Raw genomic sequence first — 21,956 nt, forward strand, 5'->3', positions numbered from 1 at the left:
GCCGATGCCGCCGCCACCGCCAGCGCCGCCGCAGCGGCGGCATCGCTGCTCGCCGCACAGGCGGCGCAGGCCGACGACACGGCCGCCAACCAGGCAGCGGCCAATGCCGCCGCCGCCACCGCCGCGCATACGGCCGCCATCGCCGCCGATGCCCTGGCCGTCAGTACGGCAACCGCGGCAGCGAGCGCACTGGCTGCCGCCACGGCAGCGCAGAACGACGACGACGCTGCCGCGGCCGCAGCCGCCCAGGCTGCCTCCTCGCTGGCCGACACGCAGCAGGCACAGGCCGACGATGCGGCGGCGGCAGCTGCCACGGCCAACGCCAATACTGCGATAGCAGCGGCTGCGGCGGCCCATGCGGCCGATGCCGCCGCGCCGCTGGCGCAGGCACAGGCCGCCGCCTCCCTGCTGGCCCTGCAAGCGGCGCAAGCCGACGATGCGGCCGCCGCCAGCGCGGCAGCGGCAGCGGCGCAAGCGCACGCCAATGCAAACGCGGCGTATGCGGACGACGCGGCAGCGGCCCAGGCCAATGCCGACGCGCAGGCTGCCGACGCGGTCCTGGCACAAGCGAACGCCCTCGCCGCGCAGACCGACGCCAGCGCCCTGGCCGTCGTATCGAATGCGGACGCCGCCGCCGCTGCCGCCGCGCAGGCGCTGGCCGACCAGACCGATGCCGTGGCGCTCACCCAGGCCGCCGATGCGGCAACGGCAGCGGCGCTGGCCGCGGCGCAGACGGCCGCCCTGACGGACGCCAATGCCCTGCACCTGGCAGCCGATGCGGCGGCGGCCGCCGCCGTGCAGGCGCAGGCGCAGGCAGACCTGACGGACGCCAGCTCGCTGACGGTGGCGGCGAATGCCGATGCCGCGGCGGCGGCGGCGGCGCAGGCGCAAGCGGACCTGACGGACGCGAGCCAGCTGTTCGTGCTGAGCCAGAATGCCCTGCACAACCCGCTGACGGTGGCCGACTTCAGCACCGGTCTGCCGGCCGCCGGCGGCGACGTGATCGACATGTCGGCCATCGCCGACCTGACGGCTGCGGTGGCCGTGGGCGTCAACCTGAGCACGGACTTTGGCAACGACAACCTGTTCATCTTCGACGGCACGTCCGTGTCGATCGGCGCGGCGGCCAGCGCCATCGCGGCCGACAACAGCGTCTTGTCGGGCCAGGGCTACATCGTCATCGCCGATGCGCAAAACAGCGGCGCCGTGACGGTGTATCACTCGAGTGACCTGAGCAACGCCAACGCCATCGACACGGCGCTGGTGCTGCTCAGCGGGGTGAACATCACGCAACTGACGGCGGCCAACTTCGTCGTCTGAAGCCGGGCACCCACGCCAGGCGCCGCGCCTGGCACGGCGGCGGGAGCGCAACGCAATACGGTGCGCTCCCGCCACACCTAGAAATGCGTCAGGCCTCGGGGCGGAAAAATACGGGATGAGATTACGCGGTTTCCCAGCATTGTCTTCACTGCCACGCATCGCGGCCCTGCTGGCGGCCGTGGCCATGGCATCGGTATCGTCTTTCGCCGGCGCCCAGGGCGCCACCGCCTGGAGCTTCGACCAGGTCTTGCAGCAGGCGCTGCAAAACCATCCCGCCGTGCAGGGCAGGCGTTCGGCGCAGGCGGCCGCGCGCGCCGAACTCGATGGCGCGCAATGGCAGCGCTATCCCAGCCTGTCGGCGGAAGTGCCCACCGGTTCGCAGGAAACGGGCGGCGTGGTGCGCATCGAGCAGCCGCTGTGGAGCGGCGGGCGCATCGACGCCGGCATCGATGCGGCCGGCAGCCGGGTCGATGCGGCCGGCGCCGCCATCGAGGAAGAACGCCTGAGCCTCTCGCTGCGCGTGATCGCCGCCTACACGGAAGCGCTACGCCAGACGGCGCGCGTGCGCTCGGCGGAAGGGGGACTGGCCGAGCACCAGCGCCTGCTGGACATGATCAAGCGCCGCGTGGCGCAGTCGGTCAGCTCGCAAACGGACCAGCGCCTGGCCGAATCACGCGCCTACCAGGCGGCCAACGATGTATCGAATGCGCGCCAGGCGCTGGAAAACGCGCTGGCGCAGCTGTCGCAACTGGCCGGCAAACCCGTGCGCCTCGTCACCGCCAGCGGCATCGGCGTGGGCGAACCGCTGCCCGACGCCAGCCTGGAACGTGTCATGCGCCAGGCCATCGACTACTCCCCCACCCTGCACCGCCTCGAATTCGAGGCGCAGGCAGCCGATTCCGAAATCACCATGCAGCGCTCGGCCTACATGCCGAAAGTGGTGCTGCGCATGGAAAAGCCCACCGGCGGCGGCATCAATGCCGACAACCGCACGCGCGCCATGCTCGTGTTGCAGGCGCAGCCGGGCGCAGGCCTGTCGGCCAAGGCCGGCGTGGATGCCGCCGTGGCCCGGCGCGAAGGCGCGCGCGCCGCGCACGACGTGGCCGAACGCGAGGTGCGCGAGCGTTTCACCCTGGACTGGAACGAGGCCGAGGCGAGCCGCCAGCGCCTGGGCAACGCGGGCGAGGCCAGCACCACCTCGACGCAGGTATTCGAATCGTATGCGCGCCAGTACGTGATCGGCCGCAAGAGCTGGAACGACGTGCTCAATGCCGTGCGCGAAGCGACCCAGGCGCAGTTTTCGCTGGAAGACACGCGCGCGCAGGCGATTGCCGCCAGCCTGCGCCTGGCAGCGCAAACGGGCACCCTGGCCGGGCGCACGGCGCCGGCCGGCATGATGCGCGCGAATTGACACCGACATGATGCACACAGGAGACAGCGTGGATACGTCCATCAAACATGGCTTGCTGACACTCATCGAGCGGGCCGCCCGCCTGACGGGCCAGCACGTGCCTGCCGCGCGCCTGGCCGACCTGCAGCGCCAGCTCGATGACGCCGACGGCAATGGCGCGCCCAGCGCGGTACTGACCACCATCTGGCAGGCGGCCGGCCTGGAAGGCGCGGCGCGCCCGCTGCACGAGCCGACGCCGGGCGAGCTGCCGTTCGCCGTCTACAGCGCCAGCACGGGCTGGGGCTTGCTGCAGTCGCGCGGCGCGGACGGTGCCTGGCGCGGCGAAGGCATCGATGGGCGCGCCTTGCAACTGGCGACACTGGCCGGCCTGGCTTGCGTGGGCCTGCCGCGCCGCAGCGAAAAAAGCGCCGCCCGCCCCGGCGCCCTGGGGCTGGTGCGCAACGCCCTGTGGCTGAAGAAAAGCGTGTTTGTCGACGCCGTGCTGGCCACCGCGCTGGTAACCCTGCTGACCATGGCCACTTCGCTGTTTTCCATGCAGGTGTACGACCGCGTGATCCCGAACCAGAGCTTCAGCACCCTGTGGGTGCTGGTCGTGGGTGTGGCCCTGTCGATCGGCCTGGAATTCATCCTCAAGCAGGTGCGCAGCCGCATCGTCGACCACTCGTGCAATGACGTCGACCATGAATTGTCCGAGTGGTTTTTCCAGCGCATGCTGGGCATCCGCATGGAGTCGCGTCCCGCTTCCGTCGGCACCCTGGCGGCGCAGGTCAAAGGTTTTGAAATGGTGCGCGGCGTGCTGACGTCGACCTCGCTGTTCGTGCTCACGGACGTGCCCTTCGCCGTGATTTTTCTCGCCATGATCACCATCATCGGCGGCTGGCTCGTGGTGGTGCCGCTGGTGGCCCTGCCGCTGGCCCTCGTGTGCGGCCTGATGTTCCAGCGCGCCATCGAAAGCCATACGCGCAAGAACCTCAACGCCAGCAACCGCAAGGCGGGCCTGCTGGTGGAAGCCGTCGATGGCGTCGAAACCCTCAAGGGCAGCAGCGCCGAATGGATGATGCAGGCGCGCTGGGCCGAACTGGTGGCCGAGAGCAGCCACGCGGAGCAGAATATCCGCGACTATGCGGCCCTGTCGCAAAACATCACGGCCGCCTTCCAGCAGCTGACCAACGTGGCGCTGATCTCCATGGGCGCGTGGTTCGTGGCGGAAAACCAGATGACCATGGGCGCCCTGATGGCGTGCACCATCATCAGCAACCGCGCCCTGATGCCCATCGTGCAGCTGCCCGCCGTGATGGTGCAGTGGGCGCATGCGCGCGCCTCGATCGACGGCCTGGAACAGGTCATCAGCCTGCCCAACGAAGCGGACAACGCGCAGTTCGCGCTGACGCCGCGCAGTCTCGATACGGGCTTGCGCTTCGAACGCATCCGCTTTACGTATGGCGGCGCGCAAAAAGTGGCGCTGGAAGTGGAAAGCCTGGCCATCCGCCCCGGCGAACGGGTCGGCCTGGTGGGCGCCATCGGCTCGGGCAAGAGCACCTTGCTGAAACTGGCCTCGGGCCTGTACCAGCCGGCCGAGGGCAAGGCCTACCTGGGCGACGTCGACATGGCCTTGCTGGCGCCGGCCGTGGTGCGTGAAATGGTCGGCTACCTGCCACAGGAAACGCGGCTGTTCAGCGGCACCCTGCGCGACAACCTGCTGTTGGGGCTGGCCGACCCGGGCGAGGAAGCGATCCTGGCGGCGGCAAAGCGCACGGGATTGATCGAGCTGATACTGGGCCAGCCACGGGGGCTGGCGCTGGGCATCACGGAAGGCGGACGCGGCGTCTCGGGCGGCCAGCGGCAATTGATCGCCGTCACGCGTTTGCTGCTGGCCAAGCCGCGCATCTGGCTGCTCGATGAACCGACGGGCGCCATGGATGCGAAAACGGAGGCGCGCATCGTGGGCCTGCTGGGCGAACTGGCAGCCGAAGGCGTGACCATGGTCGCCACCACGCACAAGAACGCCCTCTTGCCCCTGCTCGACCGTCTGGTGGTGCTGCAGGCGGGAAGAGTACTGCTCGACGGCCCGCGCGATGCCGTGCTGGCCAAGCTGTCGGGCAAGCCGCAGGCTGTGCCCAGTACAACACCTGCGCCGGTGGCGCAAGGAGCCGTCGCATGAAACTGGCCAGGGTCGAAGCGAAAGAGGAAGCGAAACGGGGCCGGGTGCTGATCTGGAGCTGCACGGCGGCACTGGCCGGTGTCATCGCCTGGGCTTCGTGGGCGGAGCTGGACCAGGTCACGCGCGCCAATGGCCAGGTCATTGCCAGTTCGCGCAATCAGATCATCCAGGTGGCCGATGGCGGCGTGCTGGCCGAGCTGCGCGTGCATGAAGGCAGCGTCGTGAAAAAGGGAGCATTGCTGGCCCGCTTCGACCGCACGCGGGCCGAAACGAGCTACCTGGAAAGCACGGCCAAGGCGGCCGGTCTGAAGGCCGCCGTGGCGCGCCTGCAAGCCGAGGTGTTTGGCGGCGCGCCGAAGTTCCCGCCCGAACTGCAGGCGTTCCCGGAATTTCGCGCCAACCAGCTGGCCCTGTTCAGCAAGCGCCAGGGCGCCGTGCAGGCGGAGGTGAGCTCGCTGGAAAGCGCCATGAAGCTGATCAAGGAAGAGCTGGAAATGAATCTGCCGCTGCTGGAAACGGGGGATGTGAGCCGCGCCGAGGTGCTGAAACTGCGGCGGCAAGTGGTCGACATCCAGGCGCAGATCACCAACCGGCGCAACAAATATCTGCAGGACAGCCAGACGGACCTCGTGAAAGCCCAGGAAGACCTGGCCGGCGTGCTGCAGACGGTGACCCAGCGCAAGGAGCAGCTGGGCTCGACGGATATCTACGCGCCCACGGACGGCATCGTGCGCAACGTGCGCCTCACTACCCTGGGCGGCGTGGCCAAGCCGGGCGAGGAAATCCTGCAAATCGTGCCGACGGACGATGACCTGATCATCGAAGCGAAAGTCAAACCGGCCGACATCGCCTTCATCAAGCCGGGCCTGCCCACGGCCGTGAAACTCGACGCCTACGACTACGGCATCTACGGGCGCCTGCGCGGCACCGTCAGCTACATCAGCGCCGATACCTTAAGTGAGGACAACAAGGGCAACGAGCAGCCCTACTACCGTGTGCAGATCAAGACCAGCGGGCGTAATCTGATGGGCAAGAATGGCGAGCCTATCCTGATCCAGCCCGGCATGACGGCCACGGTGGAAATCAACACGGGCCGCAAGACGGTCTTGCGCTACCTGACGAAACCGATCACCAAGACGTTTTCGGAGTCGATGGGGGAGCGCTGACGCGGCGGCCTTTTAGCCGGCCGGCTTCAGGCGGCCAATGACGCTGGCCACCTTGGCCGTGATCATGTCGACCGCGGGGCCATTCGCGCCATGCGGCAAGATGACGTCGGCATTGCGCTTGGTCGGTTCGATGAATTGCTTGTGCATCGGGCGCACGGTTTCCAGATACTGCTCGATGACGCTTTCCACCGAGCGGCCGCGCTCCGTGATGTCGCGTTGCATGCGGCGGATGAAGCGCACGTCGGAGGCGGTGTCGACAAAGATCTTCAGCGACATCATGTCGCGCAAGTTCTCGTCATACAGGGCGAACAGGCCTTCGATGACGATCACCGGCGCCGGCTTGACGGGTATGGTCCGGCTGGAGCGATTGTGCAGCGTGAAGTCGTACTCGGGCATCTCGATCGCTTCGCCATTGCGCAAGGCCTGGATGTGCTGCACCAGCAATGGCCACTCGAACGCCTGCGGATGGTCGTAATTCTGCTGGCGCCGGACTTCAGGGGAGAGATGGGTTTGGTCGCAGTAGTAGTCGTCCTGCATCACGACCGAGACCATGTCGGCGCCAAACGACGCCAGCACTTGTTGGGATACGGTGGACTTGCCACTGCCGCTTCCGCCAGCGACACCAATAACAAACGGTTGGAAGGAAATAGTATTCATGCCGAATGATACCGGAAACATGAGCGGACTGACAGGGAGCGGCTGCAAAGCCGGGCCTGTCACGCGCCATGCACCAGCCGCGTATACAGCTCGGCCACCCGCTCTGCCGTGATGCCGTCGCGCTGTTCGATGGCCAGCGGATGCTCCGTCGGCTCCAGCTCGATGGATGGGCGCACGCCATCGTCGCGCAGGTGCACGCGGGTTTTCAGGTTCAGGGTAGCCGGGTACACGGGCAGCTGCGTGCTCAGCCAGCCGAAGAAGGGGCCGATGTGCGCCCGCTGCGCGTCATTGAAGCAGGCATCCCAGGAGTCGAAGCTCTCGCCACTCAGTGACACCCACACGCCCCAGCTGAACGGCTCATCCGAGCCATGCACGGGGATGTCGATGGTGGCGCGCACGAAACAGTGCGCTTCATCGACGATGCAAGCGTCGCTGTCGAGCTGGCAGCGCGCTTCGCGCTCGGCCGGCGCCATCTGCTCATACAGCCACGGCGCATCGGCGCCGAAGCTGGGCATGCCCGTGTGGGTCTCGCCGCAGGAGCGGCACAGGAAGGAAAAAGTCATGCGTGAAGGCCGTTTATTCGAATTGTTTGTGGTGTTGAATGCTAAATAGTTACTAAGGGAAACTGTGCGCTTGGTATTCTAGCAAAATGATATTCTAAACAAGCTCAGGATGCACAGACGGGACGACTCGCGCCACCTGCATTGCATGCCTGACCTCTTTCAGTATCGATTGACTATTTACCAGGGATTCACAATGAACGAAGAAAAGTTTTGGCAGCTGATAGAGCAAATCGACCGTGAAGCCCTGGAGGACGGCGACGCCGATGCCGCGGTGGAACCATTGACCGAAGCGCTCGCCGAGTTGCCGGTCAATGATATCAAGGGCTTCGAAGAGTGCCTGGCTCAGGCACTGTACAAGCTCGATGGCAAGGTGTTTGCGGACCATGCCGGCAACTCGGGGAAGTCGGATGACGGCTTCCTGTATGCGCGCTGTTTCGTCGTCGGCTCGGGCAAGGCCACGTATGACAGCGTGCTGGCCGACCCCACCCTGATGCCCGACCAAACGGACGACTGGCTGGAAGAACTGTTGAGCGTCGCTGCCGAGGCCTGGTCCGAAAAGACTGGGCGCGATACCGATGACTGGGAATTTACCGCCAGCGTCGATTATGAAACCGGAAGCAATTCCGCCGCCTGGCCCGGCTAAGGCGGCCATGCACGCCATCGCCGCAAGCAAGGCATATATCAAACTGGCCGAAAGCGATGCCGGGCAATGGAATGCGCACATGGCGGCAGCTGAAGCCGTGTTGCGCAGCGCCTGGCAAGCAGCCCCGCAAGCGGATCGGCAAAATACCGCCCTGATCACTTGCCTAGGCGCCGTGCTGTGCGACCAGGGCAAGTAAAGGGAAGCCGTCAACGTACTGGAAACAGCGCTCAAGCTGGGCTCGACAGACAGCCATACGCATTACAACCTGGGGGTGGCCCTGGCGGGACTGGCAAAACCGCGCAAGGCCATGGCGCAATTTGGCAAGGCGCAGGGCCTTGCCCCTTCGAGCCTGACCTGGACCGCCTATTTCGACCCGCAGGCCCAATAGGCGCTTGCCCGAAAATTATTCGAACTGCTTGCGGAACGCCTCGAACTGCGCCGCCAGTCCATCGAAGTCGCTGCGCAATTGCAGCACTTCCTGTTCCAGCTGGGCGACACGGCTGCCCTGCTGCGGGGCGCTGACGGCGCCGGCGTAGCCTGCCGCCGTCTCGATCTGCGCCAGCGCCTCTTCACCGCCGAGCAAGTGTCCGTAGCGCGGCTCCTTGGCGCCAGGCGCGACGGCCAGCTTGGCCACCAGCGGCGGGTATTTGTCGATCAAAAATTGCAGGCCGGATTCCACTTCCGCCACGGACTTGAATTCATGTACGCGGCCGCTGCGGCTGCGGATTTCGCCCGCCGTCTGCAAGCCGCGCAGCATCAATATCGTCAGGATGGCCAGCTTGTCCTGTTCCAGCGACCACTTGATGCGCATGCGGTGTTCATACTTGGCGACCCGCGCGCCCGCCTGCGTGATGCCGTTGACGAACTTGCGCTGCATCAGCCGCTGCAGCACGTCGTACACGGTTTCCTCGGACAGGGCCATGACGGGGTCGCGGCTGGACAGCTGATTGCAGCCGTTCGTCAGCGCGTTGAGCGAGAGCGGATAGCTGTCCGGCGTCAGCGCTTCCTTTTCGGCCAGCACGGCCAGCACGCGGATCTCGAAAGGGTCGAGCAGATTCGGATTGTCGCTGCTTTTTTCTGCTGCGTTTTCAGCTATGTTTGCGTCTGTAGTCATGCCTGTATCCTTAATCAACCAGCTTGTTCATTTGCTCGGAATCGAATTTATCACACTCGGGCACGCCCTGGCAGCAGATACCGGCCGCCTTCAGGGTGGCGAGGATGGTTTCGATGCGCTGTTCCTGTGCCACGGCATGCGTGATCAGGCCTTGCAGGGCTTTCGACAGCGGATCGTCGCCGTTGGGCGTGACGCCATACGCGGCGAACAGGTGGGCCGTGCTGCCCTCGCGCAGGGCGCTGACATCCTTTTGCACGATGTGCGCGGGGTTGCCGACGGCCGTCGCGCCGGACGGCACGGGTTTCAACAGCACGGCGTTCGAACCCACCTTGGCGTACTCGCCCACCGTGAAGCTGCCCAGCACCTGCGCGCCGGCGCCGACGATGACGCCGCGCTCGAGGGTCGGATGGCGCTTGGCGCCGCTGTGCAGCGAGGTGCCGCCCAAAGTAACCCCCTGGTAGATGGTGCAGTCGTCGCCGACGATGGCCGTCTCGCCGATCACCACGCCGAAGCCGTGGTCGATGAAGACGCGCCGGCCGATGACGGCGCCCGGATGGATCTCGATGCCCGTGATGATGCGGGCGATATAGGAAATGAAGCGCCCTACCCACTTCATGTGCCGCGTCCAGCACCAGTGCGCCCAGCCATGCATGACGATGGCGTGCAAGCCGGGATAACAGGTCAGCACCTCCCAGCCATTGCGAGCGGCCGGGTCACGTTCGATGATGCTGTTGATGTCTTCGCGCAGGTGGTGGAACATAATGACAATGGATAAGGTGGAACGCAAATGGTAGCGTATTCGGAGAGGGAATGCTGGAGGGGCTGACGTCGAGAGGTTCCTCAACGGCAAGCTGGGGTCAGACCCGACGGGTCTGACCCCAAGTGACGCTAGCTTATGCTTCTAAAGCAATCCGCTGACGGCGGGCTTCGTAAAGACACACACCGGAAGCGACCGACACGTTCAGACTCTCGACGGAGCCGAACATCGGGATACTGACGAGGATGTCGCAGGTGTCGCGCGTCAAGCGGCGCATGCCTTCGCCTTCGGAACCCATGACGAGAGCCGTCGGGCCCGTGAAATCGGCTTCGTACAAGCCTTTTTCGCCGTCGTCCGAGGTGCCGATCAGCCAGATGCCGCGATCCTTCAGTTCACGCATGGTGCGCGCCAGATTCGTCACGGTGATGTACGGGACGGTTTCGGCGGCGCCGCTGGCGACCTTGGCGGCCGTGGCGTTCAAGCCCACGGCGCGGTCCTTCGGCACGATGACGGCATGTGCGCCGACGCCGTCGGCCACGCGCAGGCAGGCGCCCAGGTTGTGCGGGTCGGTGATGCCGTCGAGAATCAACAGCAGCGGCGGGCCGTCGATGGCGTCCAGCAGCTCATCGAGATTGCGCGCCAGCGACAGTTGCGAGGCAAACGCGATCACGCCCTGGTGGCGGCGCGTGCCGACGATCTTGTCCAGACGCGACGAATCGACGGGCATGACGCGCACGTTGGCAGCCTTGGCGGCGGCGATCATGTCCTTCATGCGGCCGTCGACGCGGCTGGCATCGACGAAAATTTCTTCCACGGACGACGCTTCATGACGCAGACGCGAGGTGACGGCGTGGAAGCCGAAAATCATTTTATTCTTCATTTGTTATCGTTTCTTTTATCGCTTGTTCTTGCTTGATTTTGATACAGTTTTTGCTGCACGTGGTGCCGCCGCAGCGGGTGCCGCGGCTGGTTTCTTGCTGCGCTTCGGCGCGGCTGCCTTGGGGACTGCCGCCTTGGGGACTTCCTTGGCAACAGACTTGGCGCCGTTGGAGCGGCCGCCGGAACCCTTGCCGGGTTTGCCACCGTTGTTGCCGCCGGTGTTGACGCTGGCCTTGATCTCGTGGCGCTGCTCGGTCGCGGGACCGGGCTTGACCATCGATTTCTTTTCGCCCTTGCGCTTGCCGCCAGCTTGCTTGGCTGGCGCTTCTTCGCCCGCCAGTTCCGCATCGGTCACCAGACGCAGGTCGATCTTGCGCGTTTCCAGGTCGACACGTGCCACTTGCACCGTCAGACGGTCGGTCAATTGATAACGCTTGCCCGTGCGTTCGCCGCGCAATTCATGGCGCGCATCGTCGTACTGGAAGTAATCGGTGCCCAGCTCGGTGACGTGCACCAGGCCTTCGACAAACAGGGTGTCGAGCTGCACGAACACGCCGAAGGTAGTCACGCCGGTGATCGTGCCGGTGAACTCCTCGCCCAGTTTGTCTTGCATGAAGTAGCACTTCAGCCAGGCTTCCACGTCGCGCGACGCTTCGTCGGCGCGGCGCTCGTTGGCCGAGCAATGCACGCCCAGCGCGTCCCAGATGGTCAGATCCGTCTTCTTCGGCTTGCCGTCGGCCTTGTCCTTCGCCTGCTGCTTGCGCGTGGCGTTCGACACGTTCGTGTTCAGCACGGTCTTCTCGGACAGCTTCGGCTCGTATTTCTTGCCTTGCAAGATGGCCTTGATGGCGCGGTGCGTCAGCAGGTCGGGATAGCGGCGGATCGGGCTGGTGAAGTGGGCATACGCCTCGTACGCCAGGCCGAAGTGGCCGATATTGTCCGGGCTGTAGACGGCTTGCTGCATCGAGCGCAGCAACATCGTTTGCAGCAGGGCCGCGTCGGGACGCTGCTTGATCTGCTGCATCAGGGTCTGGTAATCGGATGCCGATGGCGTGTCGCCGCCCGTCAGGTTCAGGCCAACCTGTTTCAGGAAGGTGCGCACTTGCGTGAGCTTTTCCTTGGTCGGGCTGGCGTGGATGCGGTAGGTGCCTGGGTGCTTGTTACGCAGCAACAGATCGGCCGCGCAGACGTTGGCCGCCAGCATGCACTCTTCGATGATCTTGTGCGCTTCGTTGCGCGTGCGGGGGATGATCTTTTCGATCTTGCCAGCCGTATTGCAGACGATATAGGTTTCCGTCGTCTCGAAATCGATGGCGCCCCGCTCCGTGCGCGCTTTCAGCAAGGCGCGGTAGACGGCTTCCAGATTCTGCAGGTGCGGCAGGATGTCCGCGCGGCGTGCCGCTTCGGGTCCCTTGGTGTTGCCCAGCACGGCAGCGACTTCGTCATACGTGAGACGCGCGGCAGAGTGGATCACGGCCGGGTAGAACTGGTAAGCCTTCAGCTCGCCCTTGTCGCTGACGACGGCGTCGCAGACGAGGGTCAGGCGGTCGACGGCCGGGTTCAGCGAGCACAGGCCATTCGACAGCTTTTCCGGCAGCATCGGGATGACGCGGCGCGGGAAGTAGACGGACGTGCTGCGCTCCAACGCGTCAATATCGAGCGCGTCGTTCGGTTTCACGTAATGGCTGACGTCGGCAATCGCCACGATCAGGCGGAAGCAGTTGGCGCGGCCAATCTTGACGGGTTCACAATATACGGCATCGTCGAAATCGCGCGCGTCCTCGCCATCGATGGTCACCAAAGGCACGTCGCGCAGGTCGACACGGTCTTTCAGGTCGGCGGCGCGCACTTCGAACGGCAGCTTTTCAGCTTGCTTGAGGGCAGCGGCGGAAAAGATGTGCGGCACGTTGAATTTGCGCACGGCAATTTCAATTTCCATGCCGGGATCATCAAGCGCACCGAGCACTTCGACGATCTTGCCGACCGGCTGTTTGAAGCGCATCGGTTGCTCGGTCAGTTCGACGCTGACGATCTGGCCGGCTTTTGCCTTGCCGACCGAACCGGTGACGAGGATGTCCTGGCCGATGCGCTGGTCTTCCGGCGCCACGACCCAGGTGCCGTTTTCATGGATCAGGCGGCCGATGACGTGGGTGTTGGCGCGGTAGGTGACTTCGACGATCGTGCCTTCAGGGCGGCCGCGGCGGTCCGTGCCGACGATGCGGGCCATGACCTTGTCGCCATGCAGTACTTTCTGCATTTCTTTCTCGGGCAGGAACAGGTCGGCGCTGGCGTCGTCGGGAATGACGAAGCCGAAGCCATCGCGGTGGCTGGTGACGCGACCGGCGACAAGCGCGCTCTGGTCGGCCAGACTGAAAACACCGCTGGCGTCAGACTTGAGCTGGCCGTCGCGCTCCATCGCCTTCAGGCGACGGACCAGGACATCCATGGAATCGGCATGCACTTGCAGCGTTTTCCCGAGAGACTGCGGGTCGAGAGGCGCGTTGACGCTGCGGAATATGCCGAGAATGTCCTCCCGGCTGGGGATGGTGTGGGTATTTTGGCTCAAAAGTATTTCTATAGTTGTTATTGACAGTGATCAAACGGAAGACAAAGACCGATGACATCACCGTCAATATTGACACGGTGATGTCCGGTAGTGTACCGGAGGACGCCTTGGTTTGCCTAACGGACAGCGTAGCGGAAACCGAACAAGTGCCCCGCCGATGAAAAAAAGGAGAAAAGCTGCGCAATGCATTTGACTTCGGCAAATATTGCTCTATAATCTCGGTCTCTTGCAGCGACAAACCTTCACGGGAATGCAGTTGCAGGAAAGCGGTACAGGGTTGATGTGCAGTATGGAGCGAAAGCTCATCTGGCGCAAAACTCTTCAAGTCGCTATAATAGCAGAATTGTTGTGAAGTTATTTTTCAACAAGTAGTAATAGCAGCATCAGTGCCCACGTGGCGGAATTGGTAGACGCGCATGGTTCAGGTCCATGTGCCTTCGGGTGTAGGGGTTCGAGTCCCTTCGTGGGCACCATTACCTAATTCGCAAAAGGCCGCAAACTTTCACGAGTTTGCGGCTTTTTTCATTTCCGCAGCAAAAAGCACTCCCCTCCAGGCAGCCGGATCACCTGACACGCGCACGGACGGAAAGCTGCGGAAAAGCGCTGAAAAAAGAGGCAGATCCAGCCATTTTTCATAGGGAACAGCCCTTTTCAGGCGAAAAAACATGTTTCTTGAAGAAAAGTGCAAAATGTTGATTGACCGAATGCGCGCCAGCCCTTATGATTTTGTCCTCGCTACAGAACACGCAGCGACAAGCAGCAAGCAGTAACAATGCCCACGTGGCGGAATTGGTAGACGCGCATGGTTCAGGTCCATGTGCCTTCGGGTGTAGGGGTTCGAGTCCCTTCGTGGGCACCACCAGCAACAAGTTGTTCATTGTTGTGATCCGCAGTACAGTAGTAAGATAGCAGCAACAAGCAGCACAATGCCCACGTGGCGGAATTGGTAGACGCGCATGGTTCAGGTCCATGTGCCTTCGGGTGTAGGGGTTCGAGTCCCTTCGTGGGCACCACCAGCAACGAGTTGTTTTCGTTGTAGTCCGCAGTACAGTAGTGAGATATCGTTGTAAGCAGCATCAGTGCCCACGTGGCGGAATTGGTAGACGCGCATGGTTCAGGTCCATGTGCCTTCGGGTGTAGGGGTTCGAGTCCCTTCGTGGGCACCATTACCTAATTCGCAAAAAAGCCGCAAACTTTCACGAGTTTGCGGCTTTTTTCATTTCCGGATGCCGTGCTGCCACGGCATCCTCCCTCCCCTTACTTCGCCAGCGCCGCCTTCACGGCGTCAAGCAGGCTCGTCGTCGGACGGCCGATCAGCGCGCTCAATTGCTTGCCATGGTCTTCCAGGCCGCCCTTGGCCGCGCCCGCATCGGAATCAGCCAGCAGGTCGGCAAAGCCTTCCGGCACACCCACGCCCACCAGCGCCGCCTTGAAGTCCGCCTGCGGCAAATCTTTATACACAATCGGCTTGCCCGACTGGCGCGCCACTTCGGCCGCATATTCCGCCAGGGTAAAGCCCTGGTCGCCCGCCAGCTCATAGATGGCTTGCGGTTTATCCGCTGTCAGCACGGCAGCGGCGGCAGCAGCGTAATCAAGACGCGCGGCCGACGAGAAACGCCCGTCTTGCGCCGCGCCCAGCACGACGCCATGCTCGAGCACGGGCGCCAGGTGTTCCGTATGGTTTTCCAGGTACCAGCCGTTGCGCAGGAAAGTGTACGGCAGGCCGGATGCGCGAATCGCCGCCTCCGTGATCACGTGCTCGGCGGCCAGGCCCAGCGGCGACGTGTCGGCGCGCAAGACGCTGGTGTAGGCCAGCAGGGCGACGCCGGCCCGCTTGGCCGCATCGATGACGTTCTGGTGCTGCTGCGCGCGCTGGCCCACTTCGCTCGACGAAATCAGCAAGATTTTCGTGGCGCCCTTGAATGCCGCATCGAGGCTGGCGCCATCGTTGTAGTCGGCCTGACGCACTTGCACGCCTTGGGCGGCCAGATTGCCGGCCTTGGCCGGGTTGCGCACGGCGGCGATGATGTTGGCTGCAGGAACGGATTTGAGCAGGCTGGCGATGACGTGCTGGCCCAGATTGCCTGTGGCACCGGTGATGACGATCATGATTTCTCCTTGGTACGTGGGTGGTAAAACCCTATAATAGGACTATTACTTACTTATTGTAAGTACGTACCTTTTGGTAAGTATGAGTAAAATCTCAATTAACAAGGCCAACTATCATGTCCACAGACACTCCCGGCGCCAGCCTGCGCGCCGCCCTCGCCCGGCAAACCCAGGGCGCGCACCTGCTGGCGGCCGCCTGCCCGTCGCGCGCCGTGCTCAGCCACTTGACCAGCCGCTGGGCCGTGCTGGTGCTGGTGCTACTGCTGAGCGGCACGCGGCGCTTCAGCGAACTGCGCCGCGAAGTGGGCGGCGTCAGCGAAAAAATGCTGGCGCAAACCCTGGACGCGCTGGCGGGCGACGGCTTCGTGCTGCGCCAGGCGTATCTGGTGATCCCGCCCAAGGTGGAATACAGCCTCACGCCGCTGGGACGCGAAGCGGCCGAACGCCTGGCCGTGCTGGTCGACTGGATCGAGGATAATTACCCGCGCATCGAGCAAGCGCGCGCCGATCTGGCGCCGCAGGCCGCACAAAACGCCGCCTGAACGAGTGCTGCGACCCTTGCTTTTGGTCATCAAGAATTATCGTTTACTCCTACTTGCCTTGATGTAATACTAGGCCCATGAAACGCGTAAGGGCGCGATACCATGAATCAGTTGATTTCTTCCATCACCGACCGGGCCAATGTGCTGCTGGTCAGCAATTCGCCGAACGATGTGCGCGAACTGCTGTATGTGCTGGACCGGCATAACCTGGGCACGGGACTGGCGGGCGATATCGACGAAGGCGTGGAACTGGCGGCCGGCGGCACGGACCTGATCCTGCTTGACGCGGCCCTGGCCGGCTCGAATATCGGCGCCACCTGCATGCGCCTGCGCAATGCGGGCGGACGCCACAGCGTGCCCCTGCTGCTGATGTCGGCCACCCCCAGTGCCGAGGAGCAGGGCCGCAGCGTGGGTGCCGGCGCCTCCGACTACATCAAGATGCCCTTCAATGCGCGCGACGTGGCGGAAAAAATCCTCATGGAACTGGCGCTGCACAGGGCCGAGGCGCCCGCGCCGCATGCCGTCACGCCGCCGCGCCCCCTGCATCCGCAAACGCTGGAAGTCAATTACCACTCCATCCTGGCCGGTTCGCCCGACGCCGTGCTGCTGTTCGATATCGACAACCGCCTGCTGATCGACGCCAACCACCTGGCCGAGGAATTGTTCGGCATGCCGCTGGCCGAGCTGCTGCAAGGCGGCATGGAGCCGCTGTTCCCCAAGCATCAGGGCGATGGCCGCGCCTCGCCGCAATTGCTGGAAGAAAAGATCCGCGATACCTTGCAAGGCAAGATCGTCGTCTTCCGCGCCAGCTGCTGCCACCGCGACAGCCACCCGATCGCCTGCGAAATCCGCCTGATGCGATTGTCCGTGCCAGGCCGCCAGCTGGTGCATGCGCGCATCATCGACTTGACCGAACGCAACCTCGCCGAAGCGATGCGCTCGGGCCAGAGCGCCCTGCTGGAAATGGTCGCCAAGGGCGCGCCCTTGACCCCCACCCTGAACCACTTGCTGCTCTTGATCGAAGGTCAGTCGCGCGGCGTGCTCTGTTCCATCATGCTGCTCGACGACGACGGCGTCCACATGCACAGCGCGGCCGGCCCCAGCCTGCCGCCCGAGTACATGGCCCTGCTCGAAGGCGTGGCCATCGGCGACGGCGTGGGTTCCTGCGGCACGGCCATGTTCCTGCGCGAACCGGTGGTCGTCACCGACATCATGCACGATCCGCTGTGGGCGCCCTACCGCGAACTGGCGGCGCCGTTCGGCTTGCGCGCCTGCTGGTCGCGCCCCATCTTCGGCCAGGATGGCGCCGTGCTCGGGTCCTTCGCCATGTACTACCGCGAAGTGCGCAAGCCAGACGCGCGCGACCTGGAACTGATCGACACGGCGACCGACCTGGCCGGCATCGCGATTGGCCGCATGCGCCACGAACGCGAACTGCAGCGCCACCGCGCCCACCTGGAAGACCTGGTGGCCGAACGCACGGCGGCCCTGACGCTGGCCAAGGAACACTCGGAGCAAACGAACCTGGAACTGGCCGCCGCGCTGGAAAACCTGTCCATCACGCAGGAAGAACTGGTGCGCCGCGACAAGCTGGCCGCGCTCGGCGCGCTGGTGGCCGGCATCGCGCATGAACTCAATACGCCGATCGGCAACGGCCTGGTGGTGGCCACCACCATGGCCGAACGCACGCGCGAAATCCAGGCCAGCTTCCTTGACGGCCTGCGCCGCTCCGAACTGGGCGCCTACCTGACCCAGGCCAGCGAGGCGGACGCCATCATGCTGCGCAACCTGCAGCGCGCGGCCGACCTCGTGTCGAGCTTCAAGCAGATCGCCGTCGACCGCGCCAGCTCGCAGCGCCGCCACTTCCTGCTGCGCCAGTTCGTCGCCGAACTGATGCTGCCCCTGTGCACGCCGCTCAAGGCCGCCGGCCTGAGCCTGACGCAGGATGTACCGGACGGCCTGGCCATGGACAGCTATCCCGGTCCACTGGGCCAGGTGCTGAGCAACCTGCTGGAAAACTGCCTGCGCCACGCCTTCGAGGGCCGCAGCGGCGGCACCATTCACATCAGGGCGCGTGGCAGCGACGACGGCAAGACGATCACCATGTCCATCGCCGACACGGGCGTGGGCATCGCCGCCGACGACCTCGTGCACGTCTACGACCCCTTCTTCACGACCAAGCTCGGTTCCGGCGGTTCGGGCCTGGGCCTGCATGTGGCGCACAACATCGTCACGGGCGTGCTGGGCGGCCATATCGACGCCACCAGCAGCACCGGCGCCGGCAGCGGCACCACCTTCACCCTGCAGCTGCCGGCCGCCGCGCCGCAAGCGCCCGCCCCCTGAGGGGCAAGCGCGCTACAATGCCAGCAAGCATTTCTTTCGGAGTACCCATGAAATACCTGACCGCCGCCGCCCTGCTGGCAGTTTGCGCCGGCGCAATGGCCGGACCCGCCCCCTGGTACAAATGGCGCAGCAAGATCGACGGCACCCTGTCGTGCGCCCAATCGACCCTGGGATTTGGCTGGGAACTGGCCTCGGGACCGTACAAAGATAGCCGTTGCGAAAAACCGGCGCTTGTTAAATAATGGGGCCATGACCACACGGGGCACCGGCTTGAGATCAAGCGATGGCATTGCGGCGTCGAAAGAGTATGGAACGATAAGAACGTATCTATTCAAACCGAGGAGACCACATGTTTACGAATCCCGAACAATTCGCAACGGCCACCAAGGCCCTGTTTGAATTCCAGCTAATGACCTTCAACACCCTCACCTCGAAGGCCGTGCAAGGCGTGGAACAGGTATTGGCGCTGAACATGGCCACCGCCAGGTCCGGCATCGAGGATGGCCTTGCCGCCGGCAAGGAAATCAGCCAGGCCAAGGATCCGAAAGCCGCCATGGCCGCCGCCGCCGCCCAGCTGCAACCGGGCGTGGCCGGCGCGAAAGCGTATAAACAGCAACTCGACGACATCATCAAGGAAATCCACACGGAATTCACCACGGCCGCCGAAGCCCATGTGGCCGAAGCGAAAAGCAATCTGAGCGCCCTGATCTACGACGTCACGAAAAACGTGCCGCCAGGCTCGGAAAACGCCGTCGCCATCGTCAAGGCCGCCATCGACAACGCCTTCCTCGGTTACGAACAAGTGACCAAGGCCACGAAACAGGCCGTCAAAACAGTGGAAGAGCAGATCGCCAAGGCCAGCGCGCAAGTAGCGCAGGCAACGGAAAAGGCGACGGCCGGCGCTACGGCAACAGCTGAAAAGGCCGCGCCTGCCGCCAAGCCGAAGGCGGCCAAAAAATAAGGTCACTCAATGTGGGGTCAGACCCGCCGGGTCTGACCCCAGCCTTTGCTTGGGTTCATCTCACCGGCACAATCCGGTACACGCAGCGCCTTCCCCCCTCCAGCAGATATTCGCTGCGCTCCACCGTGCAATCGCCCCCCAATACCCGTTGAAAGATGGCCAGCTCCGAGCGGCAAAAATTCTGGCACGCCGTGGCCGCCGCGCAAATCGGGCAATGGTTTTCCACCAGCAAGACACTGCCATCGTCCTGCGGCTCGGCATGGGCCATGTAACCTTCGCCATCGCGCGCCCGCGCCAGGCTGTCCACTCGTTGCGCCAAGTCAAGCCGAGGGTCGACCAGCTTGCCGTAGGCCGCTTCACTGCTGCGTTCGCGCGCGCCGATCAATTTATCCAGGCCCTCGTCGCCGAACAGGGTTTTCACTTGCGCGATCAATTCCAGGGTCAGGTCGGCATGCCGGTCGGGAAAGCGCGCGTGGCCTTGCTGCGTCAACTGCCAGCGCCGCGACGGGCGTCCCACCTTGTCGGCCACGTCCTCGAAAGCCACCAGGCCACGCTCGAGCGCCGCTTCCAGCTGGCGCCGCGCGCCCATGGAGGTGATATCGAGCAAGGCCGCCAGCTGTTGCGCCGTCTGCGGCCCGCGCATCTTCAGCAGGAACAGCGTCTGCTCCGACGTGCTCATGCTCATGCCACCGCCTTCGCGTCAACGGCGCCAGCCAGCTGGCGCCGCCAGGCGGCCATGCGCCACGCGGCCCAGGCGGCGGACACGGCGCCCGCGACGAGGATCAGCCGCGTATCGATCAGGGTCAGCACGGAGCCGCTGAGGGCGACGACGATGTTGGCGATGCAAAAGGTGGTGGCCAGCAAGCCCATCACGGCGCCCTGTCCGTGCGCGCTGAAACGCTCCGCGCACCAGCCCTGGATCACCGTGTTGTACAGCGCATTCGGAATGCCGAACAGCACGATGGCTGCGATGCCCACCCAGATATTACCCAATGCCAAGATCCCCACGGCCAGCGCCACGCCGCAGGCATACCAGCTGGCCCGCAGCAGCGGCGCATGGCGGCTGGGACCGCCCGCCAGCAAGGACGTGATGGTCATCGTGCCGCACAGTCCCACATTCACCCAGGCAATCTCCTGTGCGTGGTAATTGGCCGTTTCGACCAGCCACAGCGGATAGAACTCGTAAAAGCTGGCCACGCCGCAGGTCAGCGCCAGTTGCACGATGAACAGGGTGCGCAGCTCGTCGTGGCGCAGCAGGTTCAGCGAATGGCGGTCGCGCGCCACTTGCCACCATGACGTCGTCAAGAGCGAGGGCGTTTCGCGCGGCAAGCCGGCGGCCACCAGCACGGCGACGAGCATGAGGGCGGCGGCGGCAATCCAGAATGGCACCGTCACGCCCCAATGCAGGGTCGCGCCCGCCAGGATCGGGCCTACCAGCCAGCCCAGGTAAAACGCGCCGTTCAGCCATGACATGGCGCGCAGGCGCAACGGCCCCGTCAGCTGGTCGGCCAGCATGGCGCGCGCCACGGCGCCGTTCCCTTCAAGCAAACCCGTGATGAAACGGGCGACGATGAACAGCGGATAGGACTGGATCACCAGCGCCCAGGCCGTGATGGCGTGACCGATGGCGGCACCCACGGCAGTGCGCATCAGCAAGGGACGGCGGCCATAACGGTCGGACAAGGGGCCCAGCAAGGCCGAGCCAATCAGCAAGCCCAGCGGATTGATGGTCAGCGCCAGGCCGAACAGCAATTTCGACGGCAAGCCGAGGAAATTGTTGAAGGCATTCGGCGCCTCGGCCGCAAACAAAGGCGGCAGGATCGGGTATGGCAGGGAGGCGCCGATGGTCGACAACAGCGCCAGCAGGCAAGCGGCGGAAATTAATATGATGTTTTTCATGCGGACTCGATGGATATAGTCTGGCAAGGTTACGTGAGCACGCCACATAAGTAAACTAAAATGTTTATTAATTATGTCCATCACTGCTGCCATGGCGCCAACCGTGCGCGCCATCGCCTCGACTATCATTTGCCCATCACTCACGTTTAACGGGGCAAACATGACACTGTCAGAAATTGAACGGCAACACGGCTTCACCTATCCCACATTGTATCGGCAGCTGGAGCGCGACGGCATGCTGGCCGTGGGCGAATATGGGCCCGACTGGTACAAGCTGGTCTATCCCACCTTGACGGACCGGCCCACCCTGCTATTGCATGCGGACGATTTCGAATTGCTCAACATCGAGGCCGTTGCCGCGGAAGTGGAAGCGCTGCTGGATACGGACGATTACCGGCAGATCGATCCCGCCTTCCAGTTCATCCCGTTCGCACAAACGGGCGCGGGCGACCACTACTGCTTTTTCGCCTCAAGCGAGCAAGACGGCGAGATGCCCATCGTGCTGCTGTGGCATGACGACAATGAAGCCCAGTACCTGGCGAAAAATCTGCAAGATTTCATGGTTCACATGTTGTTGAACAGCATGGCCGACCAGGACACATACAACGACGTCAGCGACGAGGCATTCAAGGATCAACTGACGAAAACCCTGGGCACGCATGCACGCTACCTGACGGCGCGGCAAGCCGACGTGCTGCAGGGCCTGCTGGCTCGGGACATCATCGATTACGACATGGCGCTGCCGAAGGGACGCACGGAAGCGCACCGGGGCTTGCTGACCGACATCGAACTGGCCAGCCTGCGCGCGGAATTGATTCCCTACGAAAAGTTCGACAGCGGTTTTGCCTACAGCACGGCTGACTGA

At 64.0% G+C, this 21,956-nt stretch carries 20 protein-coding genes, 4 tRNA genes and 1 pseudogene; 15 read left to right on the plus strand and 10 right to left on the minus strand.

The features are described 5' to 3' along the window. The 4 genes and pseudogenes from KO539_RS26990 to KO539_RS27005 form a co-directional block, all read left to right on the plus strand. Positions 1-1,320, plus strand: a pseudogene (locus KO539_RS26990) (hypothetical protein); the annotation flags it as partial. A gap of 139 nt (positions 1,321-1,459) precedes the next feature. After that, positions 1,460-2,731, plus strand: coding sequence for a TolC family protein (locus tag KO539_RS26995; protein ID WP_219313184.1), 1,272 nt, complete (start codon positions 1,460-1,462; stop codon positions 2,729-2,731). Positions 2,732-2,759: 28 nt separating this feature from the next. After that, positions 2,760-4,892, plus strand: coding sequence for an ATP-binding cassette domain-containing protein (locus tag KO539_RS27000; RefSeq protein ID WP_219313186.1), 2,133 nt, complete (start codon positions 2,760-2,762; stop codon positions 4,890-4,892). Continuing rightward, on the plus strand, positions 4,889-6,058 hold the full coding sequence (locus KO539_RS27005; protein WP_099402763.1) for an HlyD family type I secretion periplasmic adaptor subunit: 1,170 nt from the start codon (positions 4,889-4,891) through the stop codon (positions 6,056-6,058). The genes KO539_RS27000 and KO539_RS27005 overlap by 4 nt, the downstream gene beginning before the upstream one ends. Positions 6,059-6,070: 12 nt before the next feature. On the opposite strand, the gene udk is transcribed toward KO539_RS27005, so the two are convergent. Then, a complete protein-coding gene (gene udk / locus KO539_RS27010) occupies positions 6,071-6,715 on the minus strand; it encodes a uridine kinase (protein ID WP_034756921.1) in 645 nt (214 codons plus the stop codon). A gap of 59 nt (positions 6,716-6,774) precedes the next feature. Next, positions 6,775-7,278, minus strand: a complete 504-nt coding sequence (locus tag KO539_RS27015; protein WP_219313188.1) for a DUF2199 domain-containing protein — start codon at positions 7,276-7,278, stop codon at positions 6,775-6,777. 193 nt (positions 7,279-7,471) lie between these two features. On the opposite strand from KO539_RS27015, the gene KO539_RS27020 reads away from it, so the two are divergent. Both KO539_RS27020 and KO539_RS27025 read left to right on the plus strand, forming a co-directional pair. After that, entirely contained in the window at positions 7,472-7,921 is a 450-nt protein-coding gene (locus KO539_RS27020; protein WP_219313190.1) for a DUF4240 domain-containing protein, read from the plus strand. Between the two features lie 7 nt (positions 7,922-7,928). After that, positions 7,929-8,117, plus strand: coding sequence for a hypothetical protein (locus KO539_RS27025; RefSeq protein WP_219313192.1), 189 nt, complete (start codon positions 7,929-7,931; stop codon positions 8,115-8,117). Positions 8,118-8,324: 207 nt separating this feature from the next. Here KO539_RS27025 and KO539_RS27030 read toward each other — a convergent pair whose 3' ends face one another. The 4 genes from KO539_RS27030 to rnr all read right to left on the minus strand — a co-directional run bounded on the left by KO539_RS27030 (position 8,325) and on the right by rnr (position 13,237). Further along, positions 8,325-9,035: a YceH family protein gene (locus tag KO539_RS27030; RefSeq protein ID WP_128139835.1), complete on the minus strand. Its 711-nt coding sequence runs from the start codon at positions 9,033-9,035 to the stop codon at positions 8,325-8,327. A gap of 10 nt (positions 9,036-9,045) precedes the next feature. After that, complete coding sequence (gene cysE / locus KO539_RS27035) at positions 9,046-9,795, minus strand: serine O-acetyltransferase (RefSeq protein WP_046684715.1); 750 nt, start codon at positions 9,793-9,795, stop codon at positions 9,046-9,048. A 133-nt stretch (positions 9,796-9,928) separates the two neighbouring features. Then, entirely contained in the window at positions 9,929-10,672 is a 744-nt protein-coding gene (rlmB, locus tag KO539_RS27040; RefSeq protein WP_058048541.1) for a 23S rRNA (guanosine(2251)-2'-O)-methyltransferase RlmB, read from the minus strand. A 15-nt stretch (positions 10,673-10,687) separates the two neighbouring features. Continuing rightward, positions 10,688-13,237 (minus strand): ribonuclease R, encoded by a 2,550-nt coding sequence (gene rnr / locus KO539_RS27045; RefSeq protein ID WP_219313195.1) that lies wholly within the window; start codon positions 13,235-13,237, stop codon positions 10,688-10,690. 388 nt (positions 13,238-13,625) lie between these two features. Between rnr and KO539_RS27050 the strand changes: the two genes are divergently transcribed. After that, positions 13,626-13,710: transfer RNA gene (locus KO539_RS27050), tRNA-Leu, on the plus strand. A 29-nt stretch (positions 13,711-13,739) separates the two neighbouring features. Here the strand turns inward: KO539_RS27050 and KO539_RS27055 are convergent. Next, entirely contained in the window at positions 13,740-13,904 is a 165-nt protein-coding gene (locus KO539_RS27055) for a hypothetical protein (protein ID WP_219313196.1), read from the minus strand. A 107-nt stretch (positions 13,905-14,011) separates the two neighbouring features. On the opposite strand from KO539_RS27055, the gene KO539_RS27060 reads away from it, so the two are divergent. The 3 genes from KO539_RS27060 (at position 14,012) to KO539_RS27070 (ending at position 14,403) form a co-directional block, all read left to right on the plus strand. Next, a tRNA-Leu gene (locus tag KO539_RS27060) sits at positions 14,012-14,096 on the plus strand. 69 nt (positions 14,097-14,165) lie between these two features. After that, positions 14,166-14,250, plus strand: a tRNA-Leu gene (locus KO539_RS27065). A 68-nt stretch (positions 14,251-14,318) separates the two neighbouring features. Further along, positions 14,319-14,403 (plus strand) — tRNA-Leu (locus KO539_RS27070). Between the two features lie 91 nt (positions 14,404-14,494). Here the strand turns inward: KO539_RS27070 and KO539_RS27075 are convergent. Then, positions 14,495-15,346, minus strand: a complete 852-nt coding sequence (locus tag KO539_RS27075; RefSeq protein ID WP_219313198.1) for an SDR family oxidoreductase — start codon at positions 15,344-15,346, stop codon at positions 14,495-14,497. A 116-nt stretch (positions 15,347-15,462) separates the two neighbouring features. On the opposite strand from KO539_RS27075, the gene KO539_RS27080 reads away from it, so the two are divergent. From KO539_RS27080 to phaP, 4 genes are all read left to right on the plus strand, one after another. Beyond that, positions 15,463-15,888, plus strand: a complete 426-nt coding sequence (locus KO539_RS27080; RefSeq protein WP_219313200.1) for a helix-turn-helix domain-containing protein — start codon at positions 15,463-15,465, stop codon at positions 15,886-15,888. 102 nt (positions 15,889-15,990) lie between these two features. After that, positions 15,991-18,231, plus strand: a complete 2,241-nt coding sequence (locus KO539_RS27085) for an ATP-binding protein (protein WP_219313202.1) — start codon at positions 15,991-15,993, stop codon at positions 18,229-18,231. 47 nt (positions 18,232-18,278) lie between these two features. Further along, positions 18,279-18,473 carry a hypothetical protein gene (locus KO539_RS27090; protein ID WP_219313204.1) on the plus strand — a complete coding sequence of 65 codons (195 nt, stop codon included), beginning with the start codon at positions 18,279-18,281 and terminating at the stop codon, positions 18,471-18,473. 107 nt (positions 18,474-18,580) lie between these two features. Beyond that, positions 18,581-19,192, plus strand: a complete 612-nt coding sequence (gene phaP / locus KO539_RS27095) for a TIGR01841 family phasin (RefSeq protein WP_219313206.1) — start codon at positions 18,581-18,583, stop codon at positions 19,190-19,192. Between the two features lie 55 nt (positions 19,193-19,247). Here phaP and KO539_RS27100 read toward each other — a convergent pair whose 3' ends face one another. Beyond that, entirely contained in the window at positions 19,248-19,871 is a 624-nt protein-coding gene (locus tag KO539_RS27100) for a metalloregulator ArsR/SmtB family transcription factor (protein ID WP_219313372.1), read from the minus strand. Positions 19,872-19,873: 2 nt separating this feature from the next. Continuing rightward, positions 19,874-21,091 (minus strand): MFS transporter, encoded by a 1,218-nt coding sequence (locus tag KO539_RS27105; protein WP_219313208.1) that lies wholly within the window; start codon positions 21,089-21,091, stop codon positions 19,874-19,876. 160 nt (positions 21,092-21,251) lie between these two features. Here KO539_RS27105 and KO539_RS27110 point away from each other — a divergent pair, with 160 nt between their 5' ends. Next, on the plus strand, positions 21,252-21,956 hold the full coding sequence (locus tag KO539_RS27110; RefSeq protein ID WP_219313210.1) for an SMI1/KNR4 family protein: 705 nt from the start codon (positions 21,252-21,254) through the stop codon (positions 21,954-21,956).

Source organism: Janthinobacterium sp. NKUCC06_STL (genome assembly GCF_019345455.1).
In the GTDB taxonomy this organism is placed as follows: domain Bacteria; phylum Pseudomonadota; class Gammaproteobacteria; order Burkholderiales; family Burkholderiaceae_D; genus Janthinobacterium; species Janthinobacterium rivuli.

Excerpts from the sequence above, each read along its gene's own strand:
- KO539_RS27005 (WP_099402763.1), top strand. The coding sequence starts at position 4,889 with ATGAAACTGGCCAGGGTCGAAGCGAAAGAGGAAGCGAAACGGGGCCGG.
- udk (WP_034756921.1), bottom strand. The coding sequence starts at position 6,715 with ATGAATACTATTTCCTTCCAACCGTTTGTTATTGGTGTCGCTGGCGGA.
- KO539_RS27015 (WP_219313188.1), bottom strand. The coding sequence starts at position 7,278 with ATGACTTTTTCCTTCCTGTGCCGCTCCTGCGGCGAGACCCACACGGGC.
- KO539_RS27020 (WP_219313190.1), top strand. The coding sequence starts at position 7,472 with ATGAACGAAGAAAAGTTTTGGCAGCTGATAGAGCAAATCGACCGTGAA.
- KO539_RS27025 (WP_219313192.1), top strand. The coding sequence starts at position 7,929 with ATGCACGCCATCGCCGCAAGCAAGGCATATATCAAACTGGCCGAAAGC.
- KO539_RS27030 (WP_128139835.1), bottom strand. The coding sequence starts at position 9,035 with ATGACTACAGACGCAAACATAGCTGAAAACGCAGCAGAAAAAAGCAGC.
- cysE (WP_046684715.1), bottom strand. The coding sequence starts at position 9,795 with ATGTTCCACCACCTGCGCGAAGACATCAACAGCATCATCGAACGTGAC.
- rlmB (WP_058048541.1), bottom strand. The coding sequence starts at position 10,672 with ATGAAGAATAAAATGATTTTCGGCTTCCACGCCGTCACCTCGCGTCTG.
- KO539_RS27055 (WP_219313196.1), bottom strand. The coding sequence starts at position 13,904 with ATGTTTTTTCGCCTGAAAAGGGCTGTTCCCTATGAAAAATGGCTGGAT.
- KO539_RS27075 (WP_219313198.1), bottom strand. The coding sequence starts at position 15,346 with ATGATCGTCATCACCGGTGCCACAGGCAATCTGGGCCAGCACGTCATC.
- KO539_RS27080 (WP_219313200.1), top strand. The coding sequence starts at position 15,463 with ATGTCCACAGACACTCCCGGCGCCAGCCTGCGCGCCGCCCTCGCCCGG.
- KO539_RS27085 (WP_219313202.1), top strand. The coding sequence starts at position 15,991 with ATGAATCAGTTGATTTCTTCCATCACCGACCGGGCCAATGTGCTGCTG.
- KO539_RS27090 (WP_219313204.1), top strand. The coding sequence starts at position 18,279 with ATGAAATACCTGACCGCCGCCGCCCTGCTGGCAGTTTGCGCCGGCGCA.
- phaP (WP_219313206.1), top strand. The coding sequence starts at position 18,581 with ATGTTTACGAATCCCGAACAATTCGCAACGGCCACCAAGGCCCTGTTT.
- KO539_RS27100 (WP_219313372.1), bottom strand. The coding sequence starts at position 19,871 with ATGAGCACGTCGGAGCAGACGCTGTTCCTGCTGAAGATGCGCGGGCCG.
- KO539_RS27105 (WP_219313208.1), bottom strand. The coding sequence starts at position 21,091 with ATGAAAAACATCATATTAATTTCCGCCGCTTGCCTGCTGGCGCTGTTG.
- KO539_RS27110 (WP_219313210.1), top strand. The coding sequence starts at position 21,252 with ATGACACTGTCAGAAATTGAACGGCAACACGGCTTCACCTATCCCACA.